Consider the following 25173-nt stretch of genomic DNA (forward strand, 5'->3'; position numbering starts at 1 on the left):
CAGTGTCAGGGAGGCACGATGAAGGCGTTGCTGGACCGCGCCCGCTCGTTCAGGCGACGAGTCGACTTCGAGGGCGACGAATACCGGAAACTGGCCGTCGGGCAATTTCCCGAGGCCTTGTTCATTACCTGCTCGGACTCTCGGGTGATTCCCGCGTTGATCACCGGAGCGCGGCCCGGGGAGATATTCGAGCTGCGCAATGCGGGCAATATCGTGCCGTCGTACGACGAGCAGGGCGCGGCCTCCGGTGAGGCCGCCACCATCGAGTACGCGCTCGAAGTGCTGGGCGTTCAGGACGTCGTGGTGTGTGGCCATTCCCACTGCGGGGCCATGAGCGCGCTCACACACGGCACCGATCTGTCCGGGCTGCCGCGCGTCGACGCGTGGCTCGAGCTTGCGCGGCCGGGGCTGGAACCCGTACTCGGCGAGGAGGGAAGGCGGTCGGGGGATCCGGCGCTGCGCGAGGTCGTGCAGCTCAACGTCCGCAACCAACTCGCCGTCCTGCGCGGGTATCCGGTCGCCCGGCGGATGATCGACGCCGGCCGGCTGCGGCTGCACGGCTGGTACTACGAGATCGACACCGGCACGGTCCATGAGCTGGACGAGGACGGCCGGTTCCGGGTGCACGGGTCATGAGCGGGGCGCACCGGCGGGCGGCCGGGCCCCGGAAGGGCGGTTCCGGCAAGGGTCCCGGTACGTCCGCGAAGGCCGACCTCGGCACCGAGATCACCGCCTCGCTCGTGGTGTTCCTGGTGGCGCTGCCGCTGTGCATCGGTGTCGCGGTCGCCTCCGGGGTGCCGGCCGAGCTGGGGATCATCTCCGGGGTCATCGGCGGGCTGGTGGTCGGGGCGATCCGGGGAAGCACCCTCCAGGTCAGCGGTCCGGCGGCCGGTCTCGCCGCCCTCGTCGCGGAGACCGTGCTCGAGCACGGCGTCGTCATGCTCGGAGTGATCGTCCTGTTCACCGGCATCCTCCAGATCGTGCTGGGGCTGGTGAAGCTCGGCCGGATGTTCCAGGCGATCTCCCTGGCCGTCGTCCAGGGCATGCTCGCGGGCATCGGGCTGCCGCTGATGTTCAGTCAGCTGTATCCGATGTCCGACGCGAAGGCCCCGGGCACGCCGTTCGAGAACATCGCCGGCGTCCCCGGGCTGGTCGCCGACGTCGCGGCCGATCCGCAGGCGATGATCGCGGCCGGGCTCGGCGTCGTCACCATCGTGCTCAGCTTCGTCTGGAAGAAGGTGCCGGGCCCGGTGAAGAAGATCCCGGCCGCGCTCGTCGCCGTGGGTATCGGCATCGCGATCGCCGCACTGCCGGGCGTGAACGTGAAGACGCTCCAGGTCGGCAACCTGGCGGACGCGGTCGACATGCCGGGGCCGGAGCAGTTCGCGGGGCTCGCCGACGCCGGGATCATCACCGCGATCCTCACCTTCACGGTGATCGCGTCGGCGGAGAGCCTGTTCACCGCGGCGGCCGTGGACCGTATGCACACCGGACCGCGCACCAAGTACAACACCGAGCTGATCGCCCAGGGCGCCGGGAATACCGTCGCCGGCATCCTCGGCGCGCTGCCGATCACGGCGGTCGTCGCCCGCAGCTCGGCGAACGTCCAGGCCGGGGCGAAGACCCGGATCTCCCGCACCCTGCACGGGCTGTGGCTGCTCGCCTTCGCCCTGCTGCTGCCGCAGGTCCTCGCGCTGATCCCGATCTCGGTGCTCGCAGGGGTGCTGGTGCACAGCGGCTGGAAGCTGTTCGCGCCGGACGAGTTCCCCAAGATGTGGCGCCAGGACCGGGGGGAGTTCGCCGTCATGACGCTGACCACCCTCGTCATCACGGCCACCGCGCTGCTGGAGGGCGTCCTCGTCGGCCTCGCGGCCGGGGTGGTGCTGGCCGCGCTGCGGATGTCCCAGGCGGTCGTACGGCAGCACATCGAGGAGGACACCGCCAAGGTCGTCATGGCCGGCAACGCGACCTTCCTGCGGCTGCCGCGCCTGATCGAGGCCCTGGAACAGGCCGCGACCTCGGGCAAGCCGCGCATCCGGCTCGACCTGCTCGGTGTGACCCACCTGGACCATGCCTGCCGCACGCAGATCGACGAGTTCGTGAGCCAGCAGCGGGGGGCGGGGCTTCGGGTGGAGCTGCTGATGCCGGAGCTGACGGACACGGGGGTGCGGGTGCCGGAGGCGAAGACGCGGGGGAGAGGGTGACGGGCTCGGCGGGCGCGGAGGCCGAGGCGGTGGAGTATCCCGGTGCGGCGGGCGTGCCGACGGGGCATCCCGACGCGGCAGGCGTCCCCACAGGGCATCCCGGTGCGGCAGGTGTGCCGACGGGGTATCCGGAGGCGGCAGGCGTCCCCACGGGGTATCCCGGCGCGGCAGGTGTGCCCACGGGGTATCCGGACGTGATAACCGAACCGGTCGGGTATCCCGATACGGCAACCGGGCCGGTGGGCTATCCCGACGTGGTAAGCCTGCCCGCTGCCTATCCCGGCGCGGAGTCCTCACCCGCCCCGAGCGCCACGGCCGAGTGGTTCTACCTGGACACGCGCCCCCTCCCGGAAGCGAGCGACCGCGTGGGCTGAACCTGGGCTGAACGTGGGCCGAACCAACCGAGGGCTCCGCGGCGGCCGGTGACAAACCGGCCGCCGCGGAGCCCTCGTCGCAGTCAGGCCGCCCGCACCTCGTACGTCCCCACCCGCACCGACTCGTCGTCCAGACACTGCCCGGAGACCAGGTCGAAGCGCTGCTTCAGCAGTGGGGAGGCGACGAACGGGCGGCCCTGGTGCGTGCCGATGAGGCCGCGGGAGAGAACCGCCGCGCCGCTGAACGGGTCACGGTTGTCGATGGCGTAGAGCTCGCCCCTGCGGTCGCGGAACAGGGCCACCTGGCGGCCGTCCGGCAGCAGGGCCGCCACTCCGCGGCCGGGGAGCAGCCGGTTCAGGTCGCAGACCGTGAACCAGCCGTCGGCCAGCTGAAGCTGGACCTTGAGGTCGGTCGTCTCGGGTGCCAGGGTCATCGCTGGGCGCTTCCTTCCAGGGCGGCTTCCTTGGATTCCGTGGGCCGCATGCCGATCGACAGCAGCGGCAGGTCCGGCTTCATCTGGTCGCGTTCGGGGACGAAGCCGACGACCGGGTCGGGGGCGTCGGGCGCGTTCACGAAGGAGACGAACCGGGCCAGCTTCTCGGGGTCGTTGATGGTCTCGGACCACTCGTCGCGGTAGTGCGAGACATGCGCCGCCATCAGCTTCTCCAGCTCGTCGCAGATGCCGAGGGAGTCGTGGACGACCACATCCCGTACGTGCTCCAGGCCGCCCGGGATCCGCTCCAGCCAGGTCGACGTGCGCTCCAGGCGGTCGGCGGTGCGGATGTAGAACATCAGGAACCGGTCGATCAGGCGGATCAGCTCGGCGTCGGACAGGTCCTGGGCGAGGAGGTCCGCGTGGCGCGGGGTGGCGCCGCCGTTGCCCCCGACGTACAGGTTCCAGCCATTGGAGGTGGCGATCACGCCGAAGTCCTTCGACTGGGCCTCGGCGCACTCACGGGCGCAGCCCGACACCGCCGACTTCAGCTTGTGCGGGGAGCGCAGGCCCCGGTAGCGCAGCTCCAGGTCGATCGCCATACGGACGGAGTCCTGGACGCCGTAGCGGCACCAGGTCTGGCCCACGCAGGACTTCACCGTGCGCAGCGACTTGCCGTACGCGTGCCCGGACTCGAAGCCGGCGTCCACCAACCGCGCCCAGATCAGCGGGAGTTGTTCGACCCGCGCGCCGAACATGTCGATGCGCTGACCGCCGGTGATCTTCGTGTAGAGGCCGAAGTCGCGGGCGATCTCGCCGATCACGATCAGTTTCTCCGGGGCGATCTCACCGCCGGGGATACGAGGGACGACGGAGTACGAGCCGTTCTTCTGGAGGTTGGCCAGAAAGTGGTCGTTGGTGTCCTGGAGCGCCGCCTGCTCGCCCTCCAGGACATAGCCGTTCGCGCCGATCGTCGGTGCGAGGGAGGCGATGATCGAGGCGATGGCAGGCTTGCAGATCTCGCAGCCGTCGCCGCCCCGGGCGCCCTCACGGCCGTGACGGTCGAGGAGGTCCTGGTACGAGGTGATGCGCAGGGCCAGGACGATCTCGTACAGCTCCTCGCGGGTCTGCGAGAAGCAGCCGCACAGGCCCTTGTCGACCTCGACGCCGCCGGCCTCCAGCTCGGCGTTGACGAGCTGGCCGAGGACCTTGACGCAACTGCCGCAGGTCGTACCGGCCTTGGTGCACTTCTTCACCTCGGGCACGGTCGTGCACTGGTGGTCGGTGACCGCGCCGCGGATCGTGCCCTTGGCGACGTTGTTGCAGGAGCAGATGATCGCCTCGTCCGGCAGCGCGGACGGGCCGAGCTGCGCCGGGGCCCCGGCACCGGCGGGCAGCACCAGCGACTCGGGCGAGACCGGCGGGACCGAGCCGGTGAAGGCCTTCAGCGTGCCGTACGCCTCCGCGTCGCCGACCAGGATGCCGCCGAGCAGCGTGCCGTCGCGGCCGATGACCAGCTTCTTGTACAGGCCCGAGCGGGAGTCGGAGTAGACGACGTCCAGGCAGTCGTCGGCCGTGCCGTGCGCGTCGCCGAAGGACGCCACGTCGACGCCGAGCAGCTTCAGCTTGGTGGACAGGTCGGCGCCGGTGAAGGAGGCCTCGTCCGCGGCGATCGTGGCGGCCACGGTCTCGGCCTGCTCGTAACCGGGGGCGACCAGGCCGTACACCCGGCCGTCCGCCGCCTGCGCGCACTCGCCGATCGCGAACACATGCGGGTCGTTGACCGTGCGGCACTGCTCGTCGACGGTGATGCCGCCGCGCTCGCCGACCGTGAGGCCGCAGTCGCGGGCCAGCTGGTCGCGGGGGCGGACGCCGGCGCTGAACACCACCATGTCGACGGCGAGTTCGGAGCCGTCGGACAGCTTCATGCCAGCCACGGCGCCCGAGGCGTCGGCGACGATCTCCTGGGTGCCCGTGCCGGTGTGGACGGTCAGGCCCATGTCCTCGATGGTGCGCAGCAGGGCCGCGCCACCGCCGTCGTCCACCTGCACCGGCATCAGGCGCGGCGCGAACTCCACGATGTGGGTGGACAGCCCGAGCCCCTTGAGCGCGCCCGCGGCCTCCAGGCCGAGCAGCCCGCCGCCGACCACCGCACCGGTCGTCGCCCGGGACTTGGCGTACTCCTCGATGGCGAGGAGGTCCTCGATCGTGCGGTACACGAAGCAGCCCTCGGCGTCCTTGCCGGGGACCGGCGGGACGAACGGGTACGAGCCGGTGGCCAGGACCAGGGTGTCGTACTCGAAGACGTTCCCCGACCGGGCGGTGACCTTGCGGGCCTCGCGGTCGATGGTCTCGGCGGCGTCGCCGACGTACAGCTCGATCGAGTGCTTCTCGATGAACTCCATGTCCGTCATGGACAGGTCGTCCGGGCTCTTGCCCGAGAAGTACGAGGTCAGCTGGACGCGGTCATAGGCGGGACGCGGCTCCTCGCACAGCACGACCACGCGGTGCGTGGCGGTCAGGCCGCGCTCGGCGAGCGCTTCGAGGAAGCGCTGGCCGACCATGCCATGGCCGACGAGCACGATCGTGGGGGTCGTGGACATCAGGAGCCTCCATCGTTGGTGAGCAGGTGGAGCAGGGGGCCGTCGTCGGGGAGCGGCTCTGCTCCCTCCCAGGCGCGGGCGAGCGCGCCGACGGTGCCGAGTTCGCCGACGAGGACCCCGCCGACCAGGCGGTCGTCGCGGACGACGACCTTGCGGTAGGTGCCGCGGGTGGCGTCGGCGAGCTGCACGACGTCGTCGCCGGGGAGGGGTTCCGTCTCGCCGAACGCGGCGAGGTCGAAGGGGGCTTGACCGGCGAGGGTGAGGCGGGTGAGGGAACGGGTGCCGGTGTAGCGGGCGGCCGCGTCGCCGGCCAGCGACAGGGCGAGCGCGTCGGCCTGTTCGAGGGCGGGAGTGGCCAGTCCGTACACGGTGCCGTCGTGCTGGGCGCAGTCGCCGATGGCCCGGATGTGCGGATCGGACGTACGCAGTTCGTCGTCGACGAGGACGCCCTTGTGCACGGCGAGCCCGGCGGCCTTGGCGAGGCCCGCGCGGGGGCGGACGCCGCAGGCCAGCACCACGAGGTCGGCGTCGAGGGCGTACCCGTCGGCCATCTCCACGGAGCGGACGGCGCCGCCGACGACGCGTACGTCCCGCACCCGGCACTCGGTGTGTACCTCGACGCCCAGGTCGGTCAGGTGCCGCTTGACGAGCTTGGACGCGGCCGGGTCGAGCTGGCGTTCCATGAGCCGCTCGGACTGCTGGGCGAGCATGACCTGCGCCCCGCGTACGGCGAGCGCGCGGGCCGCGGAGACCCCGAGGAGACCGCCACCGATGACGACCGCCCGCACACCCGGCCGTACCGCCTTGGACAGGCCCAGGCAGTCGTCCATGGTGCGGAAGGCGTGGACGCCCTCGGGCAGGACGTGGTCCGGGGTGAACAGGCCGCGCAGGGGCGGCAGGACCGGGTTGGAGCCGGTGGCCAGGACCAGCGTGTCGTATGCGATCTCCGAGCCGTCCGCACAGCGCACGGTTCGCTCGTCACGGTCGATGTCGGTCACCCGGGCACGGGTCAGCTCCGCGGGCGCCGGGAGGGAGATCACCTCCGGGCTGTACCGTCCGGCCAGCACCTCGGCGAGCAGGACCCGGTTGTACGGCCGGTGCTCCTCCTCGCCGACGAGCAGCGCGGGCGTGCCGAGCTCACCGAGCCGCCGGGCGAGCCGTACGCCCGCGAGGCCGGCGCCGATCACCACCACACGCGTATTCGAGGTCATGCTCATGAGCGTGCGGGGCGGGTGTTACCCGGCCGCATCACGTCTGTTTCACGCGGGGAACTCTGCCCTCAGCGGGGGGGGGTGGATGTGAGGGTTGCCGGGGAGGGCCCGGGGTGGCTGTGAGGCCGGGAGGGCGGGCAGGCCGAACCCGGGTTTCCGTGCAGGCCCCATCGTGTACGGGGGATGCGGCGCCAGCCGGAAGATGTCGGTGCCCGCGGCCCGAACCTCAGAAGACCCTCAGAAGATCGCCGGTACCCGCGAAATCCGTGGACGCTACAACCGCCCCGTCCATAGGGTCCCGATCATGCCCGACATATCTCTGACCATGGTTGTCCTCCTGTGCCTCGCCGCCCTCGCGGCCGGCTGGATCGATGCCGTGGTCGGCGGGGGCGGCCTGCTACTGCTCCCCGTGCTGCTGCTCGGGCTCCCGGCCGGCACGCCCGCGGTGTCCGCCCTCGGCACCAACAAGGCGGTCGCCATCGTCGGCACGACGGGCGCGGCCGTGACGTACGCCCGCAAGACACCCGTCGATGTGCGCACGGCCGTACGCATCGGGCTCGCGGCGCTGGCGGGATCATCGGGCGGGGCGTTCCTCGCGGCCGGGATGAGCACGGACGTGCTCAAGCCGGTGATCATGGTGGTGCTGCTCGGCGTCGCCGCCTTCGTGATCCTCAAGCCCGCGTTCGGCACGGCCCCGGCGCCGGGCCCGGTCAGCCGCCGCCGCGTCCTCGCGGCGATCGGCCTCGCAGGCCTCGGCATCGGTTTCTACGACGGGCTCATCGGCCCCGGCACCGGTACGTTCCTGGTGCTGGCCCTCACCGCCGTCCTGCACCTCGACCTGGTCACCGCCTCGGCCACCGCCAAGATCGTCAACTGCTGCACCAATGCGGGTGCGCTGGCGATGTTCGCCTGGCAGGGTGCGGTGCTGTGGCAGCTGGCGGGGCTGATGGCCGTGTTCAACCTCGCCGGCGGAACGCTCGGCGCGCACACCGCACTGAAGAAGGGCAGCGGTTTCGTCCGGATCGTGCTGCTGACGGTGGTGTTCGCGCTGGTGGCGAACCTGGCGTACGAGCAGTGGGTGGCGTGAGAGGAGCAGACATGACGGACGAGGCGACGCAACGAGTAGTCGCAGTCAACCGAGGCACAGAGCACGCCGACGGTCAGGGATCCGGACGAGGGCCCCAGCACGATGCCCTCGACGTCTGGGTGGGCAGATGGATCAACGAAGGCCACATGATCAACGATGACGGCAGCCCCGGGTCGAAGATCACCACCTCCGATGTGTACGAGTGGGCTCCTGGTGGGTTCTTCATCGTCCATTCGGCATACGGGCGCATCGGCGAGTTCGACGTCGGCGGCACAGAGATCATCGGCTACGACGAGACGAGCGGCGCCTACCGGTCACACTTCTTCGACAGCCAGGGCAACGTGACCGTCAGCAGCCTGGTGGCGCGTGGCGACACATGGACCTACCAGGGCGACACCACTCGTTCCACCGTGGAGCTCAGCGACGACCACCGGGTCCAGACCGTCCTGCACGAGCGCACCGATGACGGAACGACCTACCGGCCGTCCATGAAGGTCACTCTCATCAAAGTCGATTGATCAAAGCCGTTTGATCAAAGTCGACGGAGGAGATCGACCACCCCCGTGGTGTCCTCGTCGCCGTGGCCGTCCGCGAGGCGGCGCGCCATCAGGTCGAGGTACGGCCTCAGCAGCTCCTGGCTCACGCCCTGCTCCTCGGCCGTGCGCAGGAACGTCGCGCTGCCCGCGACCTGCATGGCGAGGTTGGAGACGACGTTCTTGGTGTAGTCGCCGCTCTCCAGCTTGTCGGCGGTCTCCAGCGCGGCGGGCGCCATCGCGGTGAGCCACGACACGAGCAGCGGGGCGAAGTCCCTGGGCGCGATGTCCTCTTGGCGGATCAGCGCGAAGGCGTGCGCCACCCCGGCGAACATCCCGTACATGGCGCTGAGCAGGGCCACGTCGTGCAGCGCGGCGAACCCGGCGTCCGTGCCGACGTAGCGGGGGTCGGCAGGGACCGCGAGGACGTCCCGGTGCTCCTCGAAGAGGGCCGTGGAGCCGCTGTAGAAGACGAACGCCCCGCTGTCCGGGCTGCCGATCATCGGCGGTACGGCCATGATCCCGGCGTCCAGGAAACGGGCGCCACGCGCCTTTGCCCAGACTACGCGGGCACGGCCCTGGGCGGGCGTTCCGGTGGTCAGGTTGACCAGGTCGCGCCCGGACAGGTCGGCGTCGGACAGGGCCTCGCCGACCGACACGTCGTCCAGGAGGCAGGCGATCACCAGCCGGTTGGCGGACACCGCCTCCGCCGCGCTCCCGGCGACGGTCGCACCCTCGGCGGCGAGTGCCTCGGCGCGGGCGGGGGTCCGGTTCCAGACGGTCACGGGATGCCCGGCGACGAGCCAGGCGCGGGCCAGGGCGGTGCCCATGGCGCCGGTGCCGAGGAGGGTGAGGGGGGTGCGGGAAGAGAGGTGGTCGGTCATGGCGTTCAGACTCGTCGAAGGGGATCGGCCTGCTCAAGTACGTACTTCCGAGTGGGTGGTTACCCCGGGGGAAGCGTGCAGGCAGCGGGAGGACGGGGTGTCGGGAGATGGCGATCGGACGACGGCCGGGCTCGTACGAGTGCGGGGTCGACGCGGCGATGGATGTGATCGGCGGGAAGTGGAAGGTGCTCATCCTGTGGGCGCTGTCCGTGCGGTCGCACCGCTTCGGTGAGCTGCGCCGCGAGCTGTCCGGGGTGACGGAGAAGGTGCTGGCCGCGCAGCTGCGGGAGCTGGAGGCGGACGGCATTGTGCACCGGGAGGAGTACGAGGAGGTGCCGCCCCGGGTGGAGTATTCGCTGACGCCCCGCGGTGTCTCCCTCAACACGGCGCTGGAACCGCTCGGCGCGTGGGGCAAGGCGAACGTCCTGGGCGGAGTGACGCCGAAGACCGTGACGCCGGAGCCCATACCCTGAGCCGGCTCAGCTGCTCCCCGTCAGATGCGCGAAGACGACGACGTTCCCCTGGTAGCCGGTGCTGCGCGAGTAGGTTCCGCCGCAGGTGATCACCCGCAGCTCGGGCCGGGGCGCCGCCCCGTACACCTTCTTGTCGGGGAAGTCCTTCGCGTCGTACACCTCGACCGCGTCCACGCTGAACCGCGCCACACTGCCGTCCCGCCGGTCCACCTCGATGGTGCTGCCCCGTTTCAGGGCGCCGAGCCGGTAGAAGACGGCGGGGCCGTCGGCGTTGTCGACATGGCCGGCGACGATGGCGGTGCCCCGCTCGCCGGGCGTGGTGCCGGCCTCGTACCAGCCGGCGAGGTTCCTGGGCGCGGTGGGCGGCGCCTCGAGGTTGCCGGTCCTGTTCAGCCCCAGACCCGTCAGGGGCGCGTCCACCCGGATCGCGGGAATGCGGATACGGTCCGGCGGCGACGGCGGCAGCGCGGGCGCCGTGGACTGCCGTACGGTCTGGCCGGTGTGTGCCTGGGCGGCCGACGGCTGGGGCGGGGCGTTCGTCCGGGCGCCGCTGCTCAGCAGCCACACACCGGTGAAGAGGGCGACGGTGGTGACGGCCGCTATCGCGGCGTTCCCCGGGTTGTCGACTATGCGCACACGAGCCTCCTGGCCTGACCCGCCTCCCTCCGGGCCGCGAGGGGCATCGGACCCGGAGGGGGCGGGGACTTGCGGTACCGGCGGACGGACGGCGGAGGGTGTCCGTCAGATCCCGTCGCCTCTCGCCCGGCGATGCAGGAGCCAGGTACCGCCCGCAGCGGCGACAGCGAGAGCCGCAACGCCGGCCGCGGTCTGTACGGGGTCGGGGCCCAGGGCGCCGCCGACCCCCGTCTTCACACTTCCCCGGGGGTACGCCTGACCGGCGGCGGAGAGGATGACCACCAGATCGGCGCGGACCTCCGAGGCGCCCTGGGTGCACTTCACGACGATCTCGTACGTCCCCGGCTGCGCGCTCGGCGGCACCCGGAAGCGTCCGATGTCGTCGCCCTCGTCCTCGTCGGTTCCGGGGGCAAGCGCGAAGGTCCCGGCGCCCACCGCGGTGGCGTCCCCCTCCGCCATACCGTCGTCGCCGCAGGCCGAGGTGTTCACGGTGACGTCATGGCCCGGCACCACGGTGGAGGGATACACCTCGAGCCGGCCGCCTTCCGCGCCGTACGCCGGGGCGGACAGCGCGCCCGCGGTGGCGACGGCGAGCGCGGTACCGGTCAGCAGACGGGCGGTACGTCGCATCGGCATGCTCCTTCGAGCTCATCGGGCCCCTGCACTTCCGAGGAAATCCGCACCGGGGCGAGTCCGCTTCCTGAGCGCCTGTCAGAAAATACGATGAATGGGTGTCGCCGGAGGCGTCCGCGAGGGGTGATGGGCGCCGTTTCAGCAGGTCACGGGCGTGCGACGGGCCCGCGGCGGAAAGAACCCGAAGGGCGTCCGGTGAAGGTGTGAATGGGTGACGAGCCCCTGAAGGCCACGACGCCCGGGCGCGAGGAGGTCCACAACCGTGGCGTCTACGATCCCCACCCCCGTGATATCTTTTTTTGAGATCGTATATACGCCCCGAAGGGTGCCGCCATGTCCCGCACTGTGATCGACCTCGATGACGAGGCGCTGGCCGAAGCGGCTCGTCACCTGGGCACAACGACGAAGAAGGACACCGTCAACGCGGCGCTGAGGGAGATCGCGGATAGGAGGCGGCGCGCGGCGGCCGTGGAGCGGATGCGCCGGATGGTCGCCGAGGGGGAGATCGACTTCTCGGTCATCGAGAAGTCCGCGGACACCTCCGCCTCCGGATCCGAGACAGCCACCGCCGGATCCGAGCCGGCCTCCGACGCGGAGCATCACGCGGCGTGAGTGAGGCCTTTCTCATCGACACCAGCGCGTTGATCCGCTTCTACCGCGGTCAGACCGGGCCGCAGTGGGATCAACTCGTCTGTTCCGGTCTCGTCGGACTGTGTGAGCCCGTGCGGCAGGAGTTTCTCCGCGCGGTCGGGGGCCGACCGGCGTACTACGAGGCGGACGGGCTGCTTCGGGAGACGTTCCCCTATTACCCGATGCGTGACAGCGTCTGGGAGGACACCGCGGCGCTCCAGCAGGACCTGGCCGACCGCGGTTGGCACCAGTGCGCGAGCCCCGTCGACCTGCTGGTGGCCGTGACCGCTCAGCACCACAAGTTGACTGTGCTGCACCAGGATTCCGACTTCGACACCATCGCTCGTGCCACGGGACAGCCCGTGCGCCGGATTGTCGACTGAGCCGTTCGACCGAGCCGTTCTGCCGTGGTGGGGGCGGGAGGCACGGAGGGGCGGCCGTATGCGGCCTGATGCTCAGCGCTTGACGCGCTGGGCCACGGCTCGCATGAGGTCGGTCTTCGCGACATGCAGTGCGAAGTGCTCGTCGGCGGTGGGGGAGGGCTTTGCGTACCAGGGCAGGCCGCGGCGGCGCCACTTGGCGGGGGTCATGTCCTCGGCCGGCGCGGGGAGAGGCAGTACCCATCGACCGAGACGGAGCTCGCCACGCCACAGACCGGCAGGGAGAGCGGTGACCGGAATCCGTACCGTGAAGGTCCCGTCACCGGAGACGTGACGGACGGGGAACGCAGGCCCGGTGCCGCCCTGTCCGTCGTAGAGGGCGATGGTCAGGGCGGAGTCCGGATACGCGGAGAGCGTGCACCGTCCGGTGAATTCCAGCTCGGCCGGTACGTCCTCGGCCCAACGGACGTCGTCCAGGCTCAGATGCGGCAGCACCTCGTGCTTGTTCTCACCGAGGTCGAGGGTGAAGTTGCCGTGCGGCTTGGTCGTGTAGAGCGTGAGCGCCCGGAGACTTCCGGCCACGGCGGCGACGTGTGTGCTCGGCTTTCCGGAGACGGCGGCGGCCCGCTTGCTGCCGATGCGGACCTCGCGGGACAGGCCCTGCCCGGCGTGAGAAGGACGGCGGGAGTCAACGTGAGGAATCGGAACTACAACAAGTACATGGATGCTGCTGGGCAATTCTTCGCCAAGTGGTATCCAGGGCAAGGCGGTTAGGTGTGACTCGAAAGTTGCCGTATTCTCCAGGGGATATCTTCGCGGTACCTCTTCGTGATCACGGATACGCGTTGGACGTGGTCGCCAGGGCAGATGGCAATGGCATTGTGCTCGGCTATTTCTTCGGTCCGCGTGTGGAGTCCCTCGAAGTCCTGCCGCAAGCATGCGCACTTGAAGCGAATTCGGCAATTAAGGTCTGCCGGTTCGGTGACCTTGGGCTTATTCGAGGGAAGTGGCCGGTCGTGGGGAGGGTGGAATCATGGGATCCTACTCAATGGCGCGTTCCCGAATTCTGTAGAGATGGGAATATTCGTGTCGTCTACGACGGTGATTCGCTCGCAGTTTCCCACGAAGAACCGCTCGACTCGCGTGAATGTCGGCTGCTTCCGCAAGATGGACTCGAAGGGGCAGGCTTTGTAGAGATCAAGCTCACTCGCCTACTCGGGGCGTAACGTGTCACAGATAGGCTCTGCCGGATGCAATCTGGCAGAGCCTGTTTGGTGCCTTGCGTTTGCGAAAAGCCCGGCCGGAATGAACTTGGGTTCTAATGAACGTCGCAACACCCGACATCCGGGCAGGCGATGAAAGACAGGGCGGCCGGGGGCGCCCCAACGGCAAGAGGGTGCCCCTGAAGTGTGGCAGAGGTTTCTCCAGCTCTGCCGAAGTTCCGTCTCTTGCGGGGACGCCGTGTTCCAGTGATCAGGTCAGAGGTCATCTGGTGGCTCTTCCTTCAGGAGGGAGGCCTGAAATGCCATCCATGCGGCAGGGGCGACGCGCAGGTGGGGGCCGGTGGGGGTCTTGGAGTCGCGTATCGCGATGGTCGAGGGGATGTTGGTGGCGACTTCGACGCATTCGGCCTGTTTGTCGCTGTATGTGGACTTGCGGTACTGGAAAACGGGCATGGGTCACAGTTCCTTACGGAGGGTGTGGAGGAAGGACAGGGTGTCCTGCTCGCTCAGTGAGCGTCCGGCGATCGTCTCGAACAGCTCATCGTAGGAGGCGGCTCCTTCCCCTCCTTCAACCCAGGTCTGCGTGAACGGGGACTCCGAGTAGACGACGTCCATGGCTCCGGGCTCGGCGAAGGAGATGATGTTGAACGAGCCGTTCAGGCCCTGGTGCGGTCCGCCGCCGAAGGGAAAGACCTGGAGGGTGATGTTCGGGAGTTGGGCCATCGTCACCAAGTGGTCGAGTTGTCCACGGGCTGTTTTCGGACCGCCGGGGAAGTTCCGTAGTACGGCTTCGTAGATCACGGTGCGCAGGCTCAGCGGTGGAGTCTCGGTGAGCCGCTGCTGCCGTGCGAGTCGCGCGGTGATGAACTCCCCGTCGGGGTCCTTGCGTCGGGCGAGCCCGGTCGTACCTGCCGGGAATTCCCTCAATGCTCCTACATATTCCGGAGTTTGCAGCAGCCCGGGTACAAAACCGGGTTGCCATGCCTTGATCGCCGTTGCCGCGTTCTCCAGGTTGACGTACTCCTGCATGACACCAAGCGTCGTGTAGTCGTCCCACCAGCCTTTTGCCTTGCGACGCTCCCGGTCGATCCTGGCCAGTTCCAGGAGCTTGCCGACAGTGGCGGGGTCGTGTACCTCGTACAACTCGCACAGGGCGCGGATGTCCGGGTCGCGCACGGGCACCCAGCCGCCTTCCATCTTGGCGATCTTCGCGATGGAAGACGAGAGCACCTTCGCGGCTTGCGGCTGGGTGAAGCCGGCCGCGGTGCGCAACTTGAGGAGCTCAGCCCCCAGTCGGCGTCCCAGAACACTGGACGTGCTGTTCCCCTGTCGTGCCTGACCTGGTGTCACGTAACTGCTCCTTCGGGGCTGTGCGAGGTCAGTTTGCTGGGCGCGGGCGAGGCTTGCAAACACGATCGGTGGATATTTACCAGGAAGAGATTGAGCAGATCGAGGTCACGACTCTACCGTCGGTGACGAACCACTCACGATGCGGCGCCAGTTGAGCTCACGGCGCTGCCCACCCCTGTCCGGAGGTGCGCACCATGACCACCCCCAAAGACCCCGACGAACCCCAGGTCCTCCACCAGGACCGCCTCGACTACACCCCGCTCCCCAAGAGCGTCACCCTCGCCCGCCGCCGGGCTCACCGCCTGCTCACGAAATGGGGCCACCCCGAACTCGCCCTGGACGCCGCCTTGTTGGTCTACGAGCTCGGCGGGAACGCCGTCCTGCACGGCTGTCTGCGCGGCCGGCTCTTCCAGGGTGGAACTCACGCTGACCGAGCGGGCCGTACGTATCGCCGTCTCCGACCCGAAGGGCGAGTTACTGCCCAGCCCCCGCCAGGCGGGGACTGGTGAGTCGTTCGGGCGCGGACTGCTCATCGTGCGGGAGGTGGCCGACCGATGGGGCGTCGAGAAACTGACCGTCGGCAAGTCCGTGTGGTGCGAGCTGGACGTCGTACGGCGGACGGCCTTCGCCGACTACCGTGGCGCCTGCGAACCCCCGCCCCAGGGAGGATGATCATGGCCGAACCGCTCAAGACCTTCGTCAACGGCGTCGAGGTCGAGGTCCCCAACAGCATCCCCGACATCCGTGCGGCCCTTCCGGAGGAGCGGCGCGAGGAGTTCGACCAGGCCGTCAACGAAGCCGGCGTGCACGACATTCACGCCGTTATGCGGCACTGGATGTTCGAGGCCGTGCCCGACCCGGAGGCAGAGGCCCTGCTGGAGCGGCTCGCGGCGGACGAGGCCGAGAGGCGGGGCGCGGCTTGAGCTACCGCATCACCTACGCACCGCCCGCCGACGGCACGTTGGCCAAGATGCGGAACGCCGAGGACTTCAAGGCCGCGATGGCGCGGACCATCGGCCGGGACCCGTACGGGCACGGCTCGACAGCCGTCCGCGGCGACCGCGACCGGCGTGAGGCCACTGTGCTCGGTGCCGTCGTCCTCTACTACGTCTCGGAGTCCGTACTGACCGTGACCGTGGTCAGACTGATTGCCTTGATGTGAACCCCATGCCCCGGATGAAGCGGCCGCCCCGGCCCGAAGACCAGGGCGGCCGCTCACGCACACAGTGCAGGATCAGCCCACGTTCACCGCACTCCAGGCTGCCGCCACCGCGTCGTACTCCGTACTCCCCGCCCCATAAAGATCCCGCGCCGCGTTCAACGTCGCCGTCCGCGCCCCCGCATAGTCCGTCGACGACGTCATGTAGACCGTCAGCGCCCGGTACCAGATCGCCCCCAGCGCGCCGCGCCCGATCCCGGTGACCGTCGAGCCGTCGCAGGTGGGGGAGTTGTGGGCGACGCCGTTGATGGTCTTGGGGCCGCTGCCCTCCGCCAGGAGGTACGCGAAGTGGTTGCCGATGCCGGAGTTGTAGTGGACGTCCAGGTCGGCAGCCGAGCTGCTCCAGCAGTCCACGGAGACACCGTCCTTGGACGGCTTGTCCATGTACCGCAGTGCCGACCGGCCGAAGCCGGACCGGACGATCTTCTCGCCGATCAGCCAGTCGCCCGCGTCCTTCGCGTTGTCGGCGTGGAACTCCACCAGCGTGCCGAAGACGTCGGACGTCGCCTCGTTCAGCCCGCCCGACTCGCCCGAGTACGTCAGCGCCGCCGTCTTCGACGTCACGCCGTGGGACATCTCGTGGCCGGCGACGTCCAGGGAGACCAGCGGCCCCATCTGCGTCCCGTCACCGTCGCCGTACGTCATGCAGAAGCAGGTGTCGTCCCAGAAGGCGTTGTTGTAACGGGTGCCGTAGTGCACGCGGTTGTACGAGCCCTTGCCGTCGCCCGCGATGCCGTTGCGGCCGTGTACGTTCTTGAAGTAGTCCCAGGTCACGTCCGTGCCGTACTGCGCGTCCACGGCGGCCGAGGCGCGGTCGGTCGTCGTGCCGTCGCCCCAGTGGTTGTCCGCGTCCGTGAAGACCGTGGCGGGGGCGCGGGTCAGACAGAGGGTGCCGAGCAGGCACAGGTCCACCTGGCCGGCCGCATCACCGGTGTACGTGTTGCCGCGCGTCGGGTCCTTCAGTTCGTACGCCGATCCCGTCGACGTCGTCGACAGCGGCACCGTCCCGCCGTACAGCGAACGCCCGTCGCCGGTGGCCGACTCCAGCGTGTCCCAGGCGTCGATCTGCGCACCGGTGCGGGCGTCCGTCAGGACCGTGCGGGCGACCGGGTTGCCCTGCGCGTCCAACGCCGCCGCCTGAGTGCGCCACGCCAGCTTCGGTGAGCCGTGCAGGGCGTCGACGACCAGCTCCGGTTTGGCCGTCAGCCGCTTCAGCGTCTCGCCGAGGTGCGTGGCGCGCAGGGCGTTCGCCGCGCGGTCGGCCGCCTTCGGGGCGGACAGGGGGGGTGATGCCGGTCAGGGAGAGGGGGGTGCGGGTCGCGCGGTCGGCGCCGCGGTAGGTGCCGTCCGGTGCCAGGTGGATGACGAAGTCGCCGCCGAGGACCGGGAGTTGACGGTAGGTGCGGTCGTAGCGCACATGCTGGGTGCCGTCCTGGTCGATGACGACGTCCCGGACCTCGGTGTCCTGGGCGGCGGTGAGACCCAGGCTCGCCGCATGGTCGGCGAGGACCCGTGCCCCGTTCTCGATCGCTGTCGCGCGGGTCGGCCGGTCGGCTGCGCCGGCGCCGGGGGAGAGTGCCGCGGCGAGCAGGATGGCGGCGGTTGCGGCCACACCGGCGGTGGCAGCACGGGAACGTCGGACATGCCGTATCCGGCTCATCGGTCTCCTTGAAAAGGCGCCTGAGTGGGGGGCGGCGCTGATCTTGACCGAGATTTAAGGGGTCATGACATGGCGTGTCCAGAGCAATTACAGGAGGCCGTGTGAGGGGTGAGAATCGTTCCTGCAAGGCTTCGGTAGCGCTCTCGTGCAGGTGGAAAAGAGTGAGACTCCCGTTCTTCGTCTACGGCACGCTCCGCCCCGGCGAGCCCAACCACGACCTCTTCCTGCGCGGCCGTACGAGCGCCGAGGAAGCCGGCCGCCTCAGCGGCGCGGTGCTGTACGACGGCCCGGGCTATCCGTACGCCGTGGAGGAGCCGGGAGGAGCGGTGAGTGGCGAACTGGTCACCGCCCGGCCCGAGGCCTACGACGAACTCCTCGCCGCCCTCGACCGGTTGGAGGAGTACGTGCCGGGCGACCCGCGCAGCCTCTACGAGCGGGTCGAACGCGAGGTCGTCCGGGATGCCGACGGGGCGGCGGTCCGCGCCTGGGTGTACGTCGCCGCACCTGCCGTCGCCGCCCGGCTACGGGCCCGCGGCAAGCTCATCGAGGGCGGCGACTGGCGGGCACGGCGCCGGTGAACCGGCGGGACTTTCCCGGTGATTGACTGACGGGCCCCGCAGTGCGCGATGGGGCCCGTTGAACAGACGGTGAGCGTACGCCGCTACGCCTTCACGGCCTCCACCCGCACCGCGCACGCCTTGAACTCCGGCATCCGCGAGGTCGGGTCCAGCGCAGGGTTGGTGAGGGTGTTGGCACGGCCCTCGCCCGGCCAGTGGAACGGCATGAAAACGGTGTCCGGCCGGATGGACGCGGTGATCCGGGCCGGCGCCACCGCCCGGCCCCGCCGGGACACGACCGCCACCGGGTCGCCCTCGGCCGCGCCCAGCCGCTCCGCCAGCCGCGGATGCAGCTCCACGAACGGGCCGGGCGCGGCGGCGTTCAGCTCGTCGACCCGCCGGGTCTGGGCGCCGGACTGGTACTGCGCCACGACCCGCCCGGTCGTCAGCAGCACGGGGTACTCGGCGTCGGGTTCCTCGGCGACCGCCCGGTGCGAGACCGGCGCGAACCGGGCCCGCCCGTCCTCCGTGGCGAACCGGTCGAGGAAGAGGCGCGGGGTGCCGGGGTGGACCTCAGCGCCGGTGCCGTCCTGTGCGGCCGGATCGTCGGACAGCACGTCCAGCGCCGCGTCCTCGCCGTCGTCCGGAGCCACAGCGAGCGCCGCGTCCTCGCCGTCGCCCGGCGCCACCGCGGGCGTGCCGTCCCCGCCGGAGACCGGCGCCGCGCCCGCGCGGTCCTCCGCCCCGTCGGGAACCGCCGGACACGGCCAGAACACCCCGTTCTCCTCCGCCAGCCTGCGATAGGTGATCCCGGAGTAGTCCGCGGGCCCGCCCGCGCTGGCCCGGCGCAGCTCCTCGAAGACCTCCTCGGGGTCGGTCGGGAAGCCCTTCTCCACCCCGAGCCGGGCGGCCAGTTCGTGCATGACCTCCAGGTCGCTGCGGATGCCCTCCGGCGGGGTGATCGCCCGGCGCCGCAGCAGCACCCGGCCCTCGAGGTTGGTCGTCGTGCCGGTCTCCTCCGCCCACTGCGTCACCGGCAGGACGACATCCGCGAGGGCGGCCGTCTCCGACAGCACGACATCGCACACGGCAAGGAAGTCAAGGGACTTGATCCGCTCCTCCACGTGGGCGGCGCGCGGCGCCGACACCACCGGGTTGGAACCCATCAGCAGCAGCGCCCTGATGTCCGTACCCAGCGCGTCCAGCAACTCGTACGCGCTGCGCCCCGGCCCCGGAAGCGAGTCCGGGTCGACGCCCCACACCTCGGCCACGTGCCGCCGGGCCGCCGGGTCGGTCAGCTTGCGGTAGCCGGGCAGCTGGTCGGCCTTCTGGCCGTGCTCACGCCCGCCCTGCCCGTTGCCCTGCCCGGTCAGACAGCCGTAGCCCGACAGGGGCCGGCCCGCGCGGCCGGTCGCCAGGCACAGGTTGATCCACGCGCCCACCGTGTCCGTGCCCTTGGACTGCTGCTCCGGCCCACGCGCGGTGAGCACCATCGCGTTCTCCGGCGTGCAGAACAGCCGTACGGCTTCCCGCAGTTCGGGAACGGACACGCCGGTGATCCGCTCCACCTGCTCCGGCCAGTGCGCCATCGCGGCGGCCCGCGCTTCCTCCCAGCCGGTCGTGCGCTCCCGGATGTACTCCTCGTCCGTGCGGCCCTCGGCGACGATCAAGTGCAGCAGCCCCAGCGCCAGTGCGAGATCCGTGCCCGGCCGCGGCGCGAGGTGCAGGTCGGCCTGCTCGGCGGTCCTCGTCCGGCGCGGGTCGACGACGATCAGCGTGCCGCCGTTCTCCTTCAGCTCGGTGAAGTAGCGCAGCGCGGGCGGCATGGTCTCCGCGGGGTTGGACCCGACGAGGATCACGCATCCCGTCTTCGGGATGTCCTCCAGCGGGAACGGCAGCCCGCGGTCCAGCCCGAACGCCTTCATGCCGGCCGCGGCGGCCGACGACATGCAAAAGCGCCCGTTGTAGTCGATCTGCGAGGTGCCGAGCACGATCCGCGCGAACTTGCCGAGCGTGTACGCCTTCTCGTTCGTCAGCCCGCCCCCGCCGAACACGCCGAGCGCGTCCGGCCCGTGCGCGGAACGGATCGAGGACAGCCCGTCGGCGATCCGGTCCAGCGCCTGAGCCCAGGTCGCAGGCACCAGGGAGCCCCCCTCGCGCACCAGCGGCGAAGTGAGGCGGACGCTCGATGACAGCACCGCCGGCGCCGTACGGCCCTTGCCGCACAGCGCGCCCCGGTTCACCGGGAAGTCGGCGCGCTCCGACACCTCGACGCCCCCGTCCGGCGAGGGCGTCAGGTTCATCCCGCACTGCAGGGCGCAGTACGGGCAGTGGGTGGGCGTCGAGGTGCTGTTCATGCCGTTCAGCGTGGATCGGCCGTGTTACGTGCCGTGACGGCCCTTTGTTACACGGCCGCGAAGCTGACCTCCCCGCCGCCGGGCAGGCGCCGTGAGGGGCAGGTCACCGAGCCTTTGCGAGCGCCCGCTCCACCCCCGGTTCGGCCGGCCCGAGGAACCGGGGATCCGGCCGGAACACGGCGTCCAGGGCCGCCTTGCCCGCCGCGACGATCTCCCGCACGCCTCCGTAGTACCAGGTCCCGTCGTGCCGCTCGTCCACCCCGACGCCGTACGACGTCACCCCCGCGGCCTCGCACAGCGCGACCGCCCGCCGGATGTGGAAGCCCTGGCTGATCAGCACGGCCTCCTCGACGCCGAAGATCTTCCTGGCGCGCACACAGGAGTCCCAGGTGTCGAAGCCCGCGTAGTCGCTGACGATCCGGGCGTCCGGGACGCCGTGCCGGGTCAGATACGAACGCATGGCGTCCGGCTCGTCGTAGTCCTCGCGGCTGTTGTCGCCGGTCACCAGAACGACCTCGATCCGGCCCGCACGGTACAGCTCGGCCGCCGCGTCCAGGCGGTGGGCGAGGTACGGGGACGGCTCGCCGTTCCACAGGCCCGCACCGAAGACCACGGCCACGTCGGTGCGGGGCGCCTCGGCCGTGCTGCGCAGCCGGTCGCCGGTCGCGATGTGCATCCAGGCCGACGGCAGCAGCGCGAGCACGCACAGGACCATCAGCGCCTGCACCAGCCGGCGCTGCCCGGTGCGGGTGCGCGGCAGACGCGGTCGGCGGATGCGCATGTCGGGACGCCCTCTCGGTCGGCTGCGACAGGAAAAGACGCCGCCGCGGGTGCTCGGGTTGCGTGACCAGTCTCACGCCAACCCGATGAAACCGCAGGCCGGGCCGCCTCACACGGCTGGGGGACCCTACGGTGAACCCGTGGAAAAAACCCGTGACGCTCACGCAACGGCACGGCAACGTCGTAGCGCCACGATCGGTTCATGACGGCGTCGCTTCCGCTTCACGACGAGTCCGACCACCGCCCCGGCAGCCCGCTGTCCGGTGGCGTCCACCTCGACAGTACGGCGCAGATCATGAACCGGATCACCACCCGGCTCGCCAGCCGGCTCAGCCTCGTCTCGCGCGACGGCACGCCCCGCCCCGCGCTGCCCGCGCTCGTCCTCGTGGCGCACGGCAGCCGCGACCCGCGCACCCTCGCCACGGTGCACACGCTCATCGAACGCGTCCGCGAACTGCGCCCCGGCCTGCCCGTCCACCTCGGCCACATCGAGCTGAACGAGCCCCTGCTGCCGGACACGCTGGCCGCCCTCGGCGACAGCGAGGCGATCCTCGTCCCCCTCCTCCTCAGCCGCGGCTACCACATCAAACAGGACATCCCCGACATGGCCGCCGCGGCCCGCGCCCGCACACAGGTGGCCGCCCCGCTGGGCCCGCACCCCCTCCTGGTGGAGACCCTGTACACACGCCTGGTCGAGGCGGGCTGGCCCACGACCATGACCGAGGCGGAACGCAGGGAGAGCGCCGTCGTCCTGGCCGCCGCGGGCTCCCGCGACCCCGACGCGGCCCTCGACACCGGCCACACGGCCCGCCTCCTCGCCGACCGCCTGGGAGTCCCGGTCCTCCCGGCCTACGCCTCGGCCGCCACCCCGACGGTCCCGGAGGCCGTACGCACCCTCACGTCCCGTGGCCGCACCCGCATGGCCCTGGCGTCCTACTTCACGGCCCCGGGCCGCTTCGCCCAGGAGTGCGCCGACGCAGTCCCGGGAATCACCGCGGCCCCCCTGGGCGCCCACCCACTGATGGCCCACCTGATCCTGCACCGCTACGACCAGACGCTGGCAACAACGCCAGAGAGGGAGCACGTCCTGGCGTCGGCTTGAATCGCCGACAGGGAAACGCCCCCAGGGGCGCGGGGAACTGCGCGAGAAACCACAACGAGCCGGCACCCGCAAGACGACGAATCCCGGCAGACGAGCAGGCGCACACACCCCCTCCTCCACTTACTGTCGAGACATGGCAGGCGCACCCCAGCAACACGAGAACCACATCCCACCCCCCGGCTACGACCCGACGTCAGTCGAACGCTGGGCCCCCGAAAAAGACAAACGCCCCGGCCGCACCGCCTTCCAACGCGACCGCGCCCGCATCCTCCACTCCGCCGCGCTCAGAAGGCTCGCCGGCAAGACCCAGGTCGTCACGCCAGGCGAGCACAGCGCCTCGGCCTGGGACCCCAGCCCCCGCACCCGCCTCACCCACTCCCTCGAATGCGCCCAGGTCGGCCGCGAACTCGGCGCCGCCCTCGGCTGCGACCCCGACCTGGTGGAGGCCGCCTGTCTCTCCCACGACCTCGGCCATCCCCCGTTCGGCCACAACGGCGAAGAGGCACTCAACGAATTCGCCCACGACTGCGGCGGCTTCGAGGGCAACGCCCAGTCCCTGAGGCTCCTCACCCGCATCGAACCCAAACGGTTCACCCCGGAGGGCTCCGTCGGCCTCAACCTCACCCGCGCCGCCCTGGACGCCGCCACCAAGTACCCCTGGCCGCGCGGCGCCCACCCCACCGACCCGGCGTCCCGGAAGTTCGGTGTGTACGAGGACGACCGGCCGGTGTTCGACTGGGCCCGCAAGGAGGCCCCCGGCACCCGCATCTGCTTCGAGGCCCAGGTCATGGACTGGTCGGACGATGTGGCGTACTCGGTGCACGACGTCGAGGACGGCCTGCACGCCGGCCATCTCGACCCCAACTTCCTGCACGCCGAGCCGGAACGGCAGGCGGTGTTCGAGGTCGCCATCGGCCGGTACGTCCCCGCCGACACCGACCCCGCCGAACTGGCCGCGGCCCTCGACCGGCTCCTGGACGAGGAGTGGTGGCCGCACGGCTACGACGGTTCGGCCGTCGCCCAGGCCCGTCTGAAGGACGCCACCAGCCAGCTGATCGGTCGCTTCTGCCTGGCCGCCGAGGCTGCCACCCGCGCGGCGTACGGCGGCGGCCGGCTCACCCGGTACACCGCCGAACTGGTCGTCCCGCGCGAGATCCGCATGGAATGCGCCGTGCTGAAGGCCGTCGCCGACCGGTACGTCATGCAGCGCGCCGAGCAGACCCGGCTCCGCGCCGACCAGCGGGTCGTCGTCGCCGAACTGGCCGAGGCGCTCACCGCCCGCGCCCCCGACGGACTGGACCCCCAGTTCCGCGCCCTGTTCGACCAGGCCCCCGACGACCGCGCCCGCAAGCGGGTGATCGTCGACCAGATCGCCTCCCTGACGGACGCCTCGGCCCGGTCGCTTCACGTAAGGCTGACAGGCCACCTGTGAGACTGATGTGACAGGGGGGACCGGGAGGGACCCGAAGGTGACCCTCCGTGGCCTGATCGGGTCACCCCCTCTTCCCGCGCCTGGCTCCGTGCGGGACGCTCGCATGTGGCGGCACGTTTAAGAGGAGGCATCAAGTGGTCGACGCGGATCAGACATTCGTCATCGTCGGCGGGGGACTCGCCGGCGCGAAGGCGGCCGAGACACTCCGCGCGGAGGGCTTCAGCGGCCGCGTGATACTGATCTGCGACGAGCGCGACCACCCGTACGAACGTCCGCCGCTGTCCAAGGGCTATCTCCTCGGCAAGGAGGAGCGCGACAGCGTCTTCGTACACGAACCGGCCTGGTACGCGCGCAACGACATCGAGCTGCACCTCGGCCAGACCGTCGACGCCGTCGACCGTACGGCGAAGACGGTCCGCTTCGGCGAGGACGGCACCGTCGTCCGCTACGACAAACTGCTGCTGGCCACCGGAGCCGAGCCGCGCCGCCTGGACATCCCCGGCACCGACCTCGCCGGCGTCCACCACCTGCGCCGCCTCGCCCACGCCGAGCGGCTCAAGGGCGTCCTCGCCGCCCTCGGCCGGGACAACGGCCACATCGTGATCGCCGGTGCCGGCTGGATCGGCCTGGAGGTCGCGGCGGCGGCCCGCGAGTACGGCGCCGAGGTCACCGTCGTCGAACAGGAGCAGACCCCGCTGCACGGTGCCCTCGGCCCCGAGCTGGGCGGCCTCTTCGCCGAGCTGCACCGCGAACACGGCGTCCGCTTCCGGTTCGGCGTCCGGCTGACGGAGATCGTCGGCCAGGACGGCATGGTGCTGGCGGCCCGTACGGACGACGGGGACGAGCACCCGGCCCACGACGTCCTCGCCGCGATCGGCGCGGCCCCGCGGGTCGCGCTCGCGGAGGCGGCGGGGCTGGAACTCGCCGACCGTGCACAGGGCGGGGGCATCGCGGTCGACGAGCGCCTGCGCACCTCCGACCCCGACATCTACGCCGCCGGTGACGCCGCCGCCTTCCCGCACGCCCTCTTCGGCCGCCGGCTGCGTGTGGAGCACTGGGCCAACGCCCTCAACGGCGGGCCGGCGGCGGCGCGGGCGATGCTCGGCCAGGACGTCACGTACGACCGCGTGCCCTATGTCTTCTCCGACCAGTACGACATGGGCATGGAGTACTCGGGCTGGGCGCCCCCGGGCTCGTACGACCAGGTGGTGATCCGGGGAGACGCCGGGAAGCGTGAGTTCATCGCGTTCTGGGTGAAGGAGGGGCGTGTGCTGGCCGGGATGAACATGAACGTGTGGGACGTCACAGACCCGATCCAGCAGCTGATCCGCTCCAGGGCCCAGGTGGACACGGAGGCGCTGGCAGACCCGCACGTGGCGCTGGACAGCCTCATCCCGTAGCCGACAGGAGC

27 protein-coding genes and 1 pseudogene are annotated in these 25173 nt (G+C 70.5%); 16 read left to right on the forward strand and 12 right to left on the reverse strand.

Features of this window, described 5'->3' with window-relative positions:
* The first annotated feature begins 18 nt into the window (after nucleotides 1-18).
* The 3 genes from StrepF001_RS33255 to StrepF001_RS33265 are packed head-to-tail and all read left to right on the forward strand — an operon-like array spanning nucleotide 19 to nucleotide 2578.
* Nucleotides 19-636, forward strand: a complete 618-nt coding sequence (locus StrepF001_RS33255; RefSeq protein WP_129801894.1) for a carbonic anhydrase — start codon at nucleotides 19-21, stop codon at nucleotides 634-636.
* The gene (locus StrepF001_RS33260) at nucleotides 633-2204 is read left to right on the forward strand and encodes a SulP family inorganic anion transporter (protein WP_240797792.1); all 1572 of its coding nucleotides are present in this window, start codon (nucleotides 633-635) and stop codon (nucleotides 2202-2204) included. The genes StrepF001_RS33255 and StrepF001_RS33260 overlap by 4 nt, the downstream gene beginning before the upstream one ends.
* Nucleotides 2201-2578, forward strand: a complete 378-nt coding sequence (locus StrepF001_RS33265; protein ID WP_129801895.1) for a hypothetical protein — start codon at nucleotides 2201-2203, stop codon at nucleotides 2576-2578. The genes StrepF001_RS33260 and StrepF001_RS33265 overlap by 4 nt, the downstream gene beginning before the upstream one ends.
* 83 nt (nucleotides 2579-2661) lie before the next feature.
* On the opposite strand, the gene nirD is transcribed toward StrepF001_RS33265, so the two are convergent.
* The 3 genes from nirD to StrepF001_RS33280 are packed head-to-tail and all read right to left on the reverse strand — an operon-like array spanning nucleotide 2662 to nucleotide 6826.
* On the reverse strand, nucleotides 2662-3012 hold the full coding sequence (nirD, locus tag StrepF001_RS33270; RefSeq protein ID WP_129801896.1) for a nitrite reductase small subunit NirD: 351 nt from the start codon (nucleotides 3010-3012) through the stop codon (nucleotides 2662-2664).
* Nucleotides 3009-5615: a nitrite reductase large subunit NirB gene (gene nirB / locus StrepF001_RS33275; RefSeq protein WP_129801897.1), complete on the reverse strand. Its 2607-nt coding sequence runs from the start codon at nucleotides 5613-5615 to the stop codon at nucleotides 3009-3011. The genes nirD and nirB overlap by 4 nt, the downstream gene beginning before the upstream one ends.
* Nucleotides 5615-6826: an FAD-dependent oxidoreductase gene (locus tag StrepF001_RS33280; RefSeq protein ID WP_129801898.1), complete on the reverse strand. Its 1212-nt coding sequence runs from the start codon at nucleotides 6824-6826 to the stop codon at nucleotides 5615-5617. The genes nirB and StrepF001_RS33280 overlap by 1 nt, the downstream gene beginning before the upstream one ends.
* A 304-nt stretch (nucleotides 6827-7130) precedes the next feature.
* On the opposite strand from StrepF001_RS33280, the gene StrepF001_RS33285 reads away from it, so the two are divergent.
* Nucleotides 7131-7913, forward strand: coding sequence for a TSUP family transporter (locus StrepF001_RS33285; RefSeq protein ID WP_129801899.1), 783 nt, complete (start codon nucleotides 7131-7133; stop codon nucleotides 7911-7913).
* A gap of 11 nt (nucleotides 7914-7924) precedes the next feature.
* Nucleotides 7925-8431, forward strand: coding sequence for a DUF1579 family protein (locus tag StrepF001_RS33290; protein WP_129801900.1), 507 nt, complete (start codon nucleotides 7925-7927; stop codon nucleotides 8429-8431).
* 14 nt (nucleotides 8432-8445) lie between these two features.
* Here StrepF001_RS33290 and StrepF001_RS33295 read toward each other — a convergent pair whose 3' ends face one another.
* Nucleotides 8446-9330 (reverse strand): NAD(P)-binding domain-containing protein, encoded by an 885-nt coding sequence (locus StrepF001_RS33295; RefSeq protein WP_129801901.1) that lies wholly within the window; start codon nucleotides 9328-9330, stop codon nucleotides 8446-8448.
* A 107-nt stretch (nucleotides 9331-9437) separates the two neighbouring features.
* Here StrepF001_RS33295 and StrepF001_RS33300 point away from each other — a divergent pair, with 107 nt between their 5' ends.
* Complete coding sequence (locus tag StrepF001_RS33300; protein WP_129801902.1) at nucleotides 9438-9803, forward strand: helix-turn-helix domain-containing protein; 366 nt, start codon at nucleotides 9438-9440, stop codon at nucleotides 9801-9803.
* A 6-nt stretch (nucleotides 9804-9809) separates the two neighbouring features.
* Here StrepF001_RS33300 and StrepF001_RS33305 read toward each other — a convergent pair whose 3' ends face one another.
* Nucleotides 9810-10439 (reverse strand): class F sortase, encoded by a 630-nt coding sequence (locus tag StrepF001_RS33305; RefSeq protein ID WP_129801903.1) that lies wholly within the window; start codon nucleotides 10437-10439, stop codon nucleotides 9810-9812.
* 105 nt (nucleotides 10440-10544) lie between these two features.
* On the reverse strand, nucleotides 10545-11069 hold the full coding sequence (locus StrepF001_RS33310) for a hypothetical protein (protein ID WP_129801904.1): 525 nt from the start codon (nucleotides 11067-11069) through the stop codon (nucleotides 10545-10547).
* A gap of 336 nt (nucleotides 11070-11405) precedes the next feature.
* Between StrepF001_RS33310 and StrepF001_RS33315 the strand changes: the two genes are divergently transcribed.
* A complete protein-coding gene (locus StrepF001_RS33315; protein ID WP_240797794.1) occupies nucleotides 11406-11684 on the forward strand; it encodes a type II toxin-antitoxin system VapB family antitoxin in 279 nt (92 codons plus the stop codon).
* Complete coding sequence (locus StrepF001_RS33320) at nucleotides 11681-12085, forward strand: PIN domain nuclease (RefSeq protein WP_129801905.1); 405 nt, start codon at nucleotides 11681-11683, stop codon at nucleotides 12083-12085. The genes StrepF001_RS33315 and StrepF001_RS33320 overlap by 4 nt, the downstream gene beginning before the upstream one ends.
* A gap of 72 nt (nucleotides 12086-12157) precedes the next feature.
* On the opposite strand, the gene StrepF001_RS33325 is transcribed toward StrepF001_RS33320, so the two are convergent.
* The 3 genes from StrepF001_RS33325 to StrepF001_RS33340 form a co-directional block, all read right to left on the reverse strand.
* Nucleotides 12158-12664: a hypothetical protein gene (locus StrepF001_RS33325; protein WP_129801906.1), complete on the reverse strand. Its 507-nt coding sequence runs from the start codon at nucleotides 12662-12664 to the stop codon at nucleotides 12158-12160.
* An 896-nt stretch (nucleotides 12665-13560) separates the two neighbouring features.
* Nucleotides 13561-13758, reverse strand: a complete 198-nt coding sequence (locus tag StrepF001_RS33335) for a DUF397 domain-containing protein (RefSeq protein ID WP_129801908.1) — start codon at nucleotides 13756-13758, stop codon at nucleotides 13561-13563.
* A 3-nt stretch (nucleotides 13759-13761) separates the two neighbouring features.
* Nucleotides 13762-14655 (reverse strand): helix-turn-helix transcriptional regulator, encoded by an 894-nt coding sequence (locus tag StrepF001_RS33340; protein WP_129801909.1) that lies wholly within the window; start codon nucleotides 14653-14655, stop codon nucleotides 13762-13764.
* 194 nt (nucleotides 14656-14849) lie between these two features.
* Here StrepF001_RS33340 and StrepF001_RS33345 point away from each other — a divergent pair, with 194 nt between their 5' ends.
* Genes StrepF001_RS33345 through StrepF001_RS33355 form a run of 4 tightly spaced genes read left to right on the forward strand, consistent with a single transcriptional unit; the run spans nucleotide 14850 to nucleotide 15817 of the window.
* A complete protein-coding gene (locus StrepF001_RS33345; RefSeq protein ID WP_346656976.1) occupies nucleotides 14850-15164 on the forward strand; it encodes a hypothetical protein in 315 nt (104 codons plus the stop codon).
* A 34-nt stretch (nucleotides 15165-15198) separates the two neighbouring features.
* Nucleotides 15199-15327: a hypothetical protein gene (locus StrepF001_RS50205; protein ID WP_346656977.1), complete on the forward strand. Its 129-nt coding sequence runs from the start codon at nucleotides 15199-15201 to the stop codon at nucleotides 15325-15327.
* A 2-nt stretch (nucleotides 15328-15329) separates the two neighbouring features.
* Nucleotides 15330-15578 (forward strand): hypothetical protein, encoded by a 249-nt coding sequence (locus StrepF001_RS33350; RefSeq protein ID WP_129801910.1) that lies wholly within the window; start codon nucleotides 15330-15332, stop codon nucleotides 15576-15578.
* On the forward strand, nucleotides 15575-15817 hold the full coding sequence (locus StrepF001_RS33355) for a hypothetical protein (protein WP_129801911.1): 243 nt from the start codon (nucleotides 15575-15577) through the stop codon (nucleotides 15815-15817). The genes StrepF001_RS33350 and StrepF001_RS33355 overlap by 4 nt, the downstream gene beginning before the upstream one ends.
* A gap of 72 nt (nucleotides 15818-15889) precedes the next feature.
* Here the strand turns inward: StrepF001_RS33355 and StrepF001_RS33360 are convergent.
* A pseudogene (locus tag StrepF001_RS33360) lies at nucleotides 15890-17534 on the reverse strand (M4 family metallopeptidase).
* 161 nt (nucleotides 17535-17695) lie between these two features.
* Between StrepF001_RS33360 and StrepF001_RS33365 the strand changes: the two are divergent.
* Entirely contained in the window at nucleotides 17696-18112 is a 417-nt protein-coding gene (locus tag StrepF001_RS33365; protein WP_129801912.1) for a gamma-glutamylcyclotransferase family protein, read from the forward strand.
* 83 nt (nucleotides 18113-18195) lie between these two features.
* Here StrepF001_RS33365 and StrepF001_RS33370 read toward each other — a convergent pair whose 3' ends face one another.
* Together StrepF001_RS33370 and StrepF001_RS33375 are read right to left on the reverse strand one after the other, a co-directional pair.
* Entirely contained in the window at nucleotides 18196-20448 is a 2253-nt protein-coding gene (locus StrepF001_RS33370; RefSeq protein ID WP_129801913.1) for a molybdopterin oxidoreductase family protein, read from the reverse strand.
* 103 nt (nucleotides 20449-20551) lie between these two features.
* Entirely contained in the window at nucleotides 20552-21229 is a 678-nt protein-coding gene (locus StrepF001_RS33375) for an ElyC/SanA/YdcF family protein (RefSeq protein WP_129801914.1), read from the reverse strand.
* Between the two features lie 201 nt (nucleotides 21230-21430).
* On the opposite strand from StrepF001_RS33375, the gene StrepF001_RS33380 reads away from it, so the two are divergent.
* The 3 genes from StrepF001_RS33380 (at nucleotide 21431) to StrepF001_RS33390 (ending at nucleotide 25162) form a co-directional block, all read left to right on the forward strand.
* The gene (locus tag StrepF001_RS33380; protein WP_129801915.1) at nucleotides 21431-22330 is read left to right on the forward strand and encodes a sirohydrochlorin chelatase; all 900 of its coding nucleotides are present in this window, start codon (nucleotides 21431-21433) and stop codon (nucleotides 22328-22330) included.
* 133 nt (nucleotides 22331-22463) lie between these two features.
* A complete protein-coding gene (locus StrepF001_RS33385; RefSeq protein ID WP_129801916.1) occupies nucleotides 22464-23762 on the forward strand; it encodes a deoxyguanosinetriphosphate triphosphohydrolase in 1299 nt (432 codons plus the stop codon).
* A 134-nt stretch (nucleotides 23763-23896) separates the two neighbouring features.
* Nucleotides 23897-25162 carry an FAD-dependent oxidoreductase gene (locus StrepF001_RS33390; protein WP_129801917.1) on the forward strand — a complete coding sequence of 422 codons (1266 nt, stop codon included), beginning with the start codon at nucleotides 23897-23899 and terminating at the stop codon, nucleotides 25160-25162.
* The last annotated feature ends 11 nt before the right edge of the window (nucleotides 25163-25173 follow it).

Origin of the sequence: Streptomyces sp. F001 (assembly GCF_004187715.1) — a bacterium.
Taxonomy (GTDB): domain Bacteria; phylum Actinomycetota; class Actinomycetes; order Streptomycetales; family Streptomycetaceae; genus Streptomyces; species Streptomyces flavusporus.

Excerpts from the sequence above, each read along its gene's own strand:
- StrepF001_RS33255 (WP_129801894.1), top strand. The coding sequence starts at position 19 with ATGAAGGCGTTGCTGGACCGCGCCCGCTCGTTCAGGCGACGAGTCGAC.
- StrepF001_RS33260 (WP_240797792.1), top strand. The coding sequence starts at position 633 with ATGAGCGGGGCGCACCGGCGGGCGGCCGGGCCCCGGAAGGGCGGTTCC.
- nirD (WP_129801896.1), bottom strand. The coding sequence starts at position 3,012 with ATGACCCTGGCACCCGAGACGACCGACCTCAAGGTCCAGCTTCAGCTG.
- nirB (WP_129801897.1), bottom strand. The coding sequence starts at position 5,615 with ATGTCCACGACCCCCACGATCGTGCTCGTCGGCCATGGCATGGTCGGC.
- StrepF001_RS33280 (WP_129801898.1), bottom strand. The coding sequence starts at position 6,826 with ATGACCTCGAATACGCGTGTGGTGGTGATCGGCGCCGGCCTCGCGGGC.
- StrepF001_RS33285 (WP_129801899.1), top strand. The coding sequence starts at position 7,131 with ATGCCCGACATATCTCTGACCATGGTTGTCCTCCTGTGCCTCGCCGCC.
- StrepF001_RS33290 (WP_129801900.1), top strand. The coding sequence starts at position 7,925 with ATGACGGACGAGGCGACGCAACGAGTAGTCGCAGTCAACCGAGGCACA.
- StrepF001_RS33295 (WP_129801901.1), bottom strand. The coding sequence starts at position 9,330 with ATGACCGACCACCTCTCTTCCCGCACCCCCCTCACCCTCCTCGGCACC.
- StrepF001_RS33300 (WP_129801902.1), top strand. The coding sequence starts at position 9,438 with ATGGCGATCGGACGACGGCCGGGCTCGTACGAGTGCGGGGTCGACGCG.
- StrepF001_RS33310 (WP_129801904.1), bottom strand. The coding sequence starts at position 11,069 with ATGCGACGTACCGCCCGTCTGCTGACCGGTACCGCGCTCGCCGTCGCC.
- StrepF001_RS33315 (WP_240797794.1), top strand. The coding sequence starts at position 11,406 with ATGTCCCGCACTGTGATCGACCTCGATGACGAGGCGCTGGCCGAAGCG.
- StrepF001_RS33335 (WP_129801908.1), bottom strand. The coding sequence starts at position 13,758 with ATGCCCGTTTTCCAGTACCGCAAGTCCACATACAGCGACAAACAGGCC.
- StrepF001_RS33345 (WP_346656976.1), top strand. The coding sequence starts at position 14,850 with ATGACCACCCCCAAAGACCCCGACGAACCCCAGGTCCTCCACCAGGAC.
- StrepF001_RS33350 (WP_129801910.1), top strand. The coding sequence starts at position 15,330 with ATGGCCGAACCGCTCAAGACCTTCGTCAACGGCGTCGAGGTCGAGGTC.
- StrepF001_RS33370 (WP_129801913.1), bottom strand. The coding sequence starts at position 20,448 with ATGAACAGCACCTCGACGCCCACCCACTGCCCGTACTGCGCCCTGCAG.
- StrepF001_RS33375 (WP_129801914.1), bottom strand. The coding sequence starts at position 21,229 with ATGCGCATCCGCCGACCGCGTCTGCCGCGCACCCGCACCGGGCAGCGC.
- StrepF001_RS33380 (WP_129801915.1), top strand. The coding sequence starts at position 21,431 with ATGACGGCGTCGCTTCCGCTTCACGACGAGTCCGACCACCGCCCCGGC.
- StrepF001_RS33385 (WP_129801916.1), top strand. The coding sequence starts at position 22,464 with ATGGCAGGCGCACCCCAGCAACACGAGAACCACATCCCACCCCCCGGC.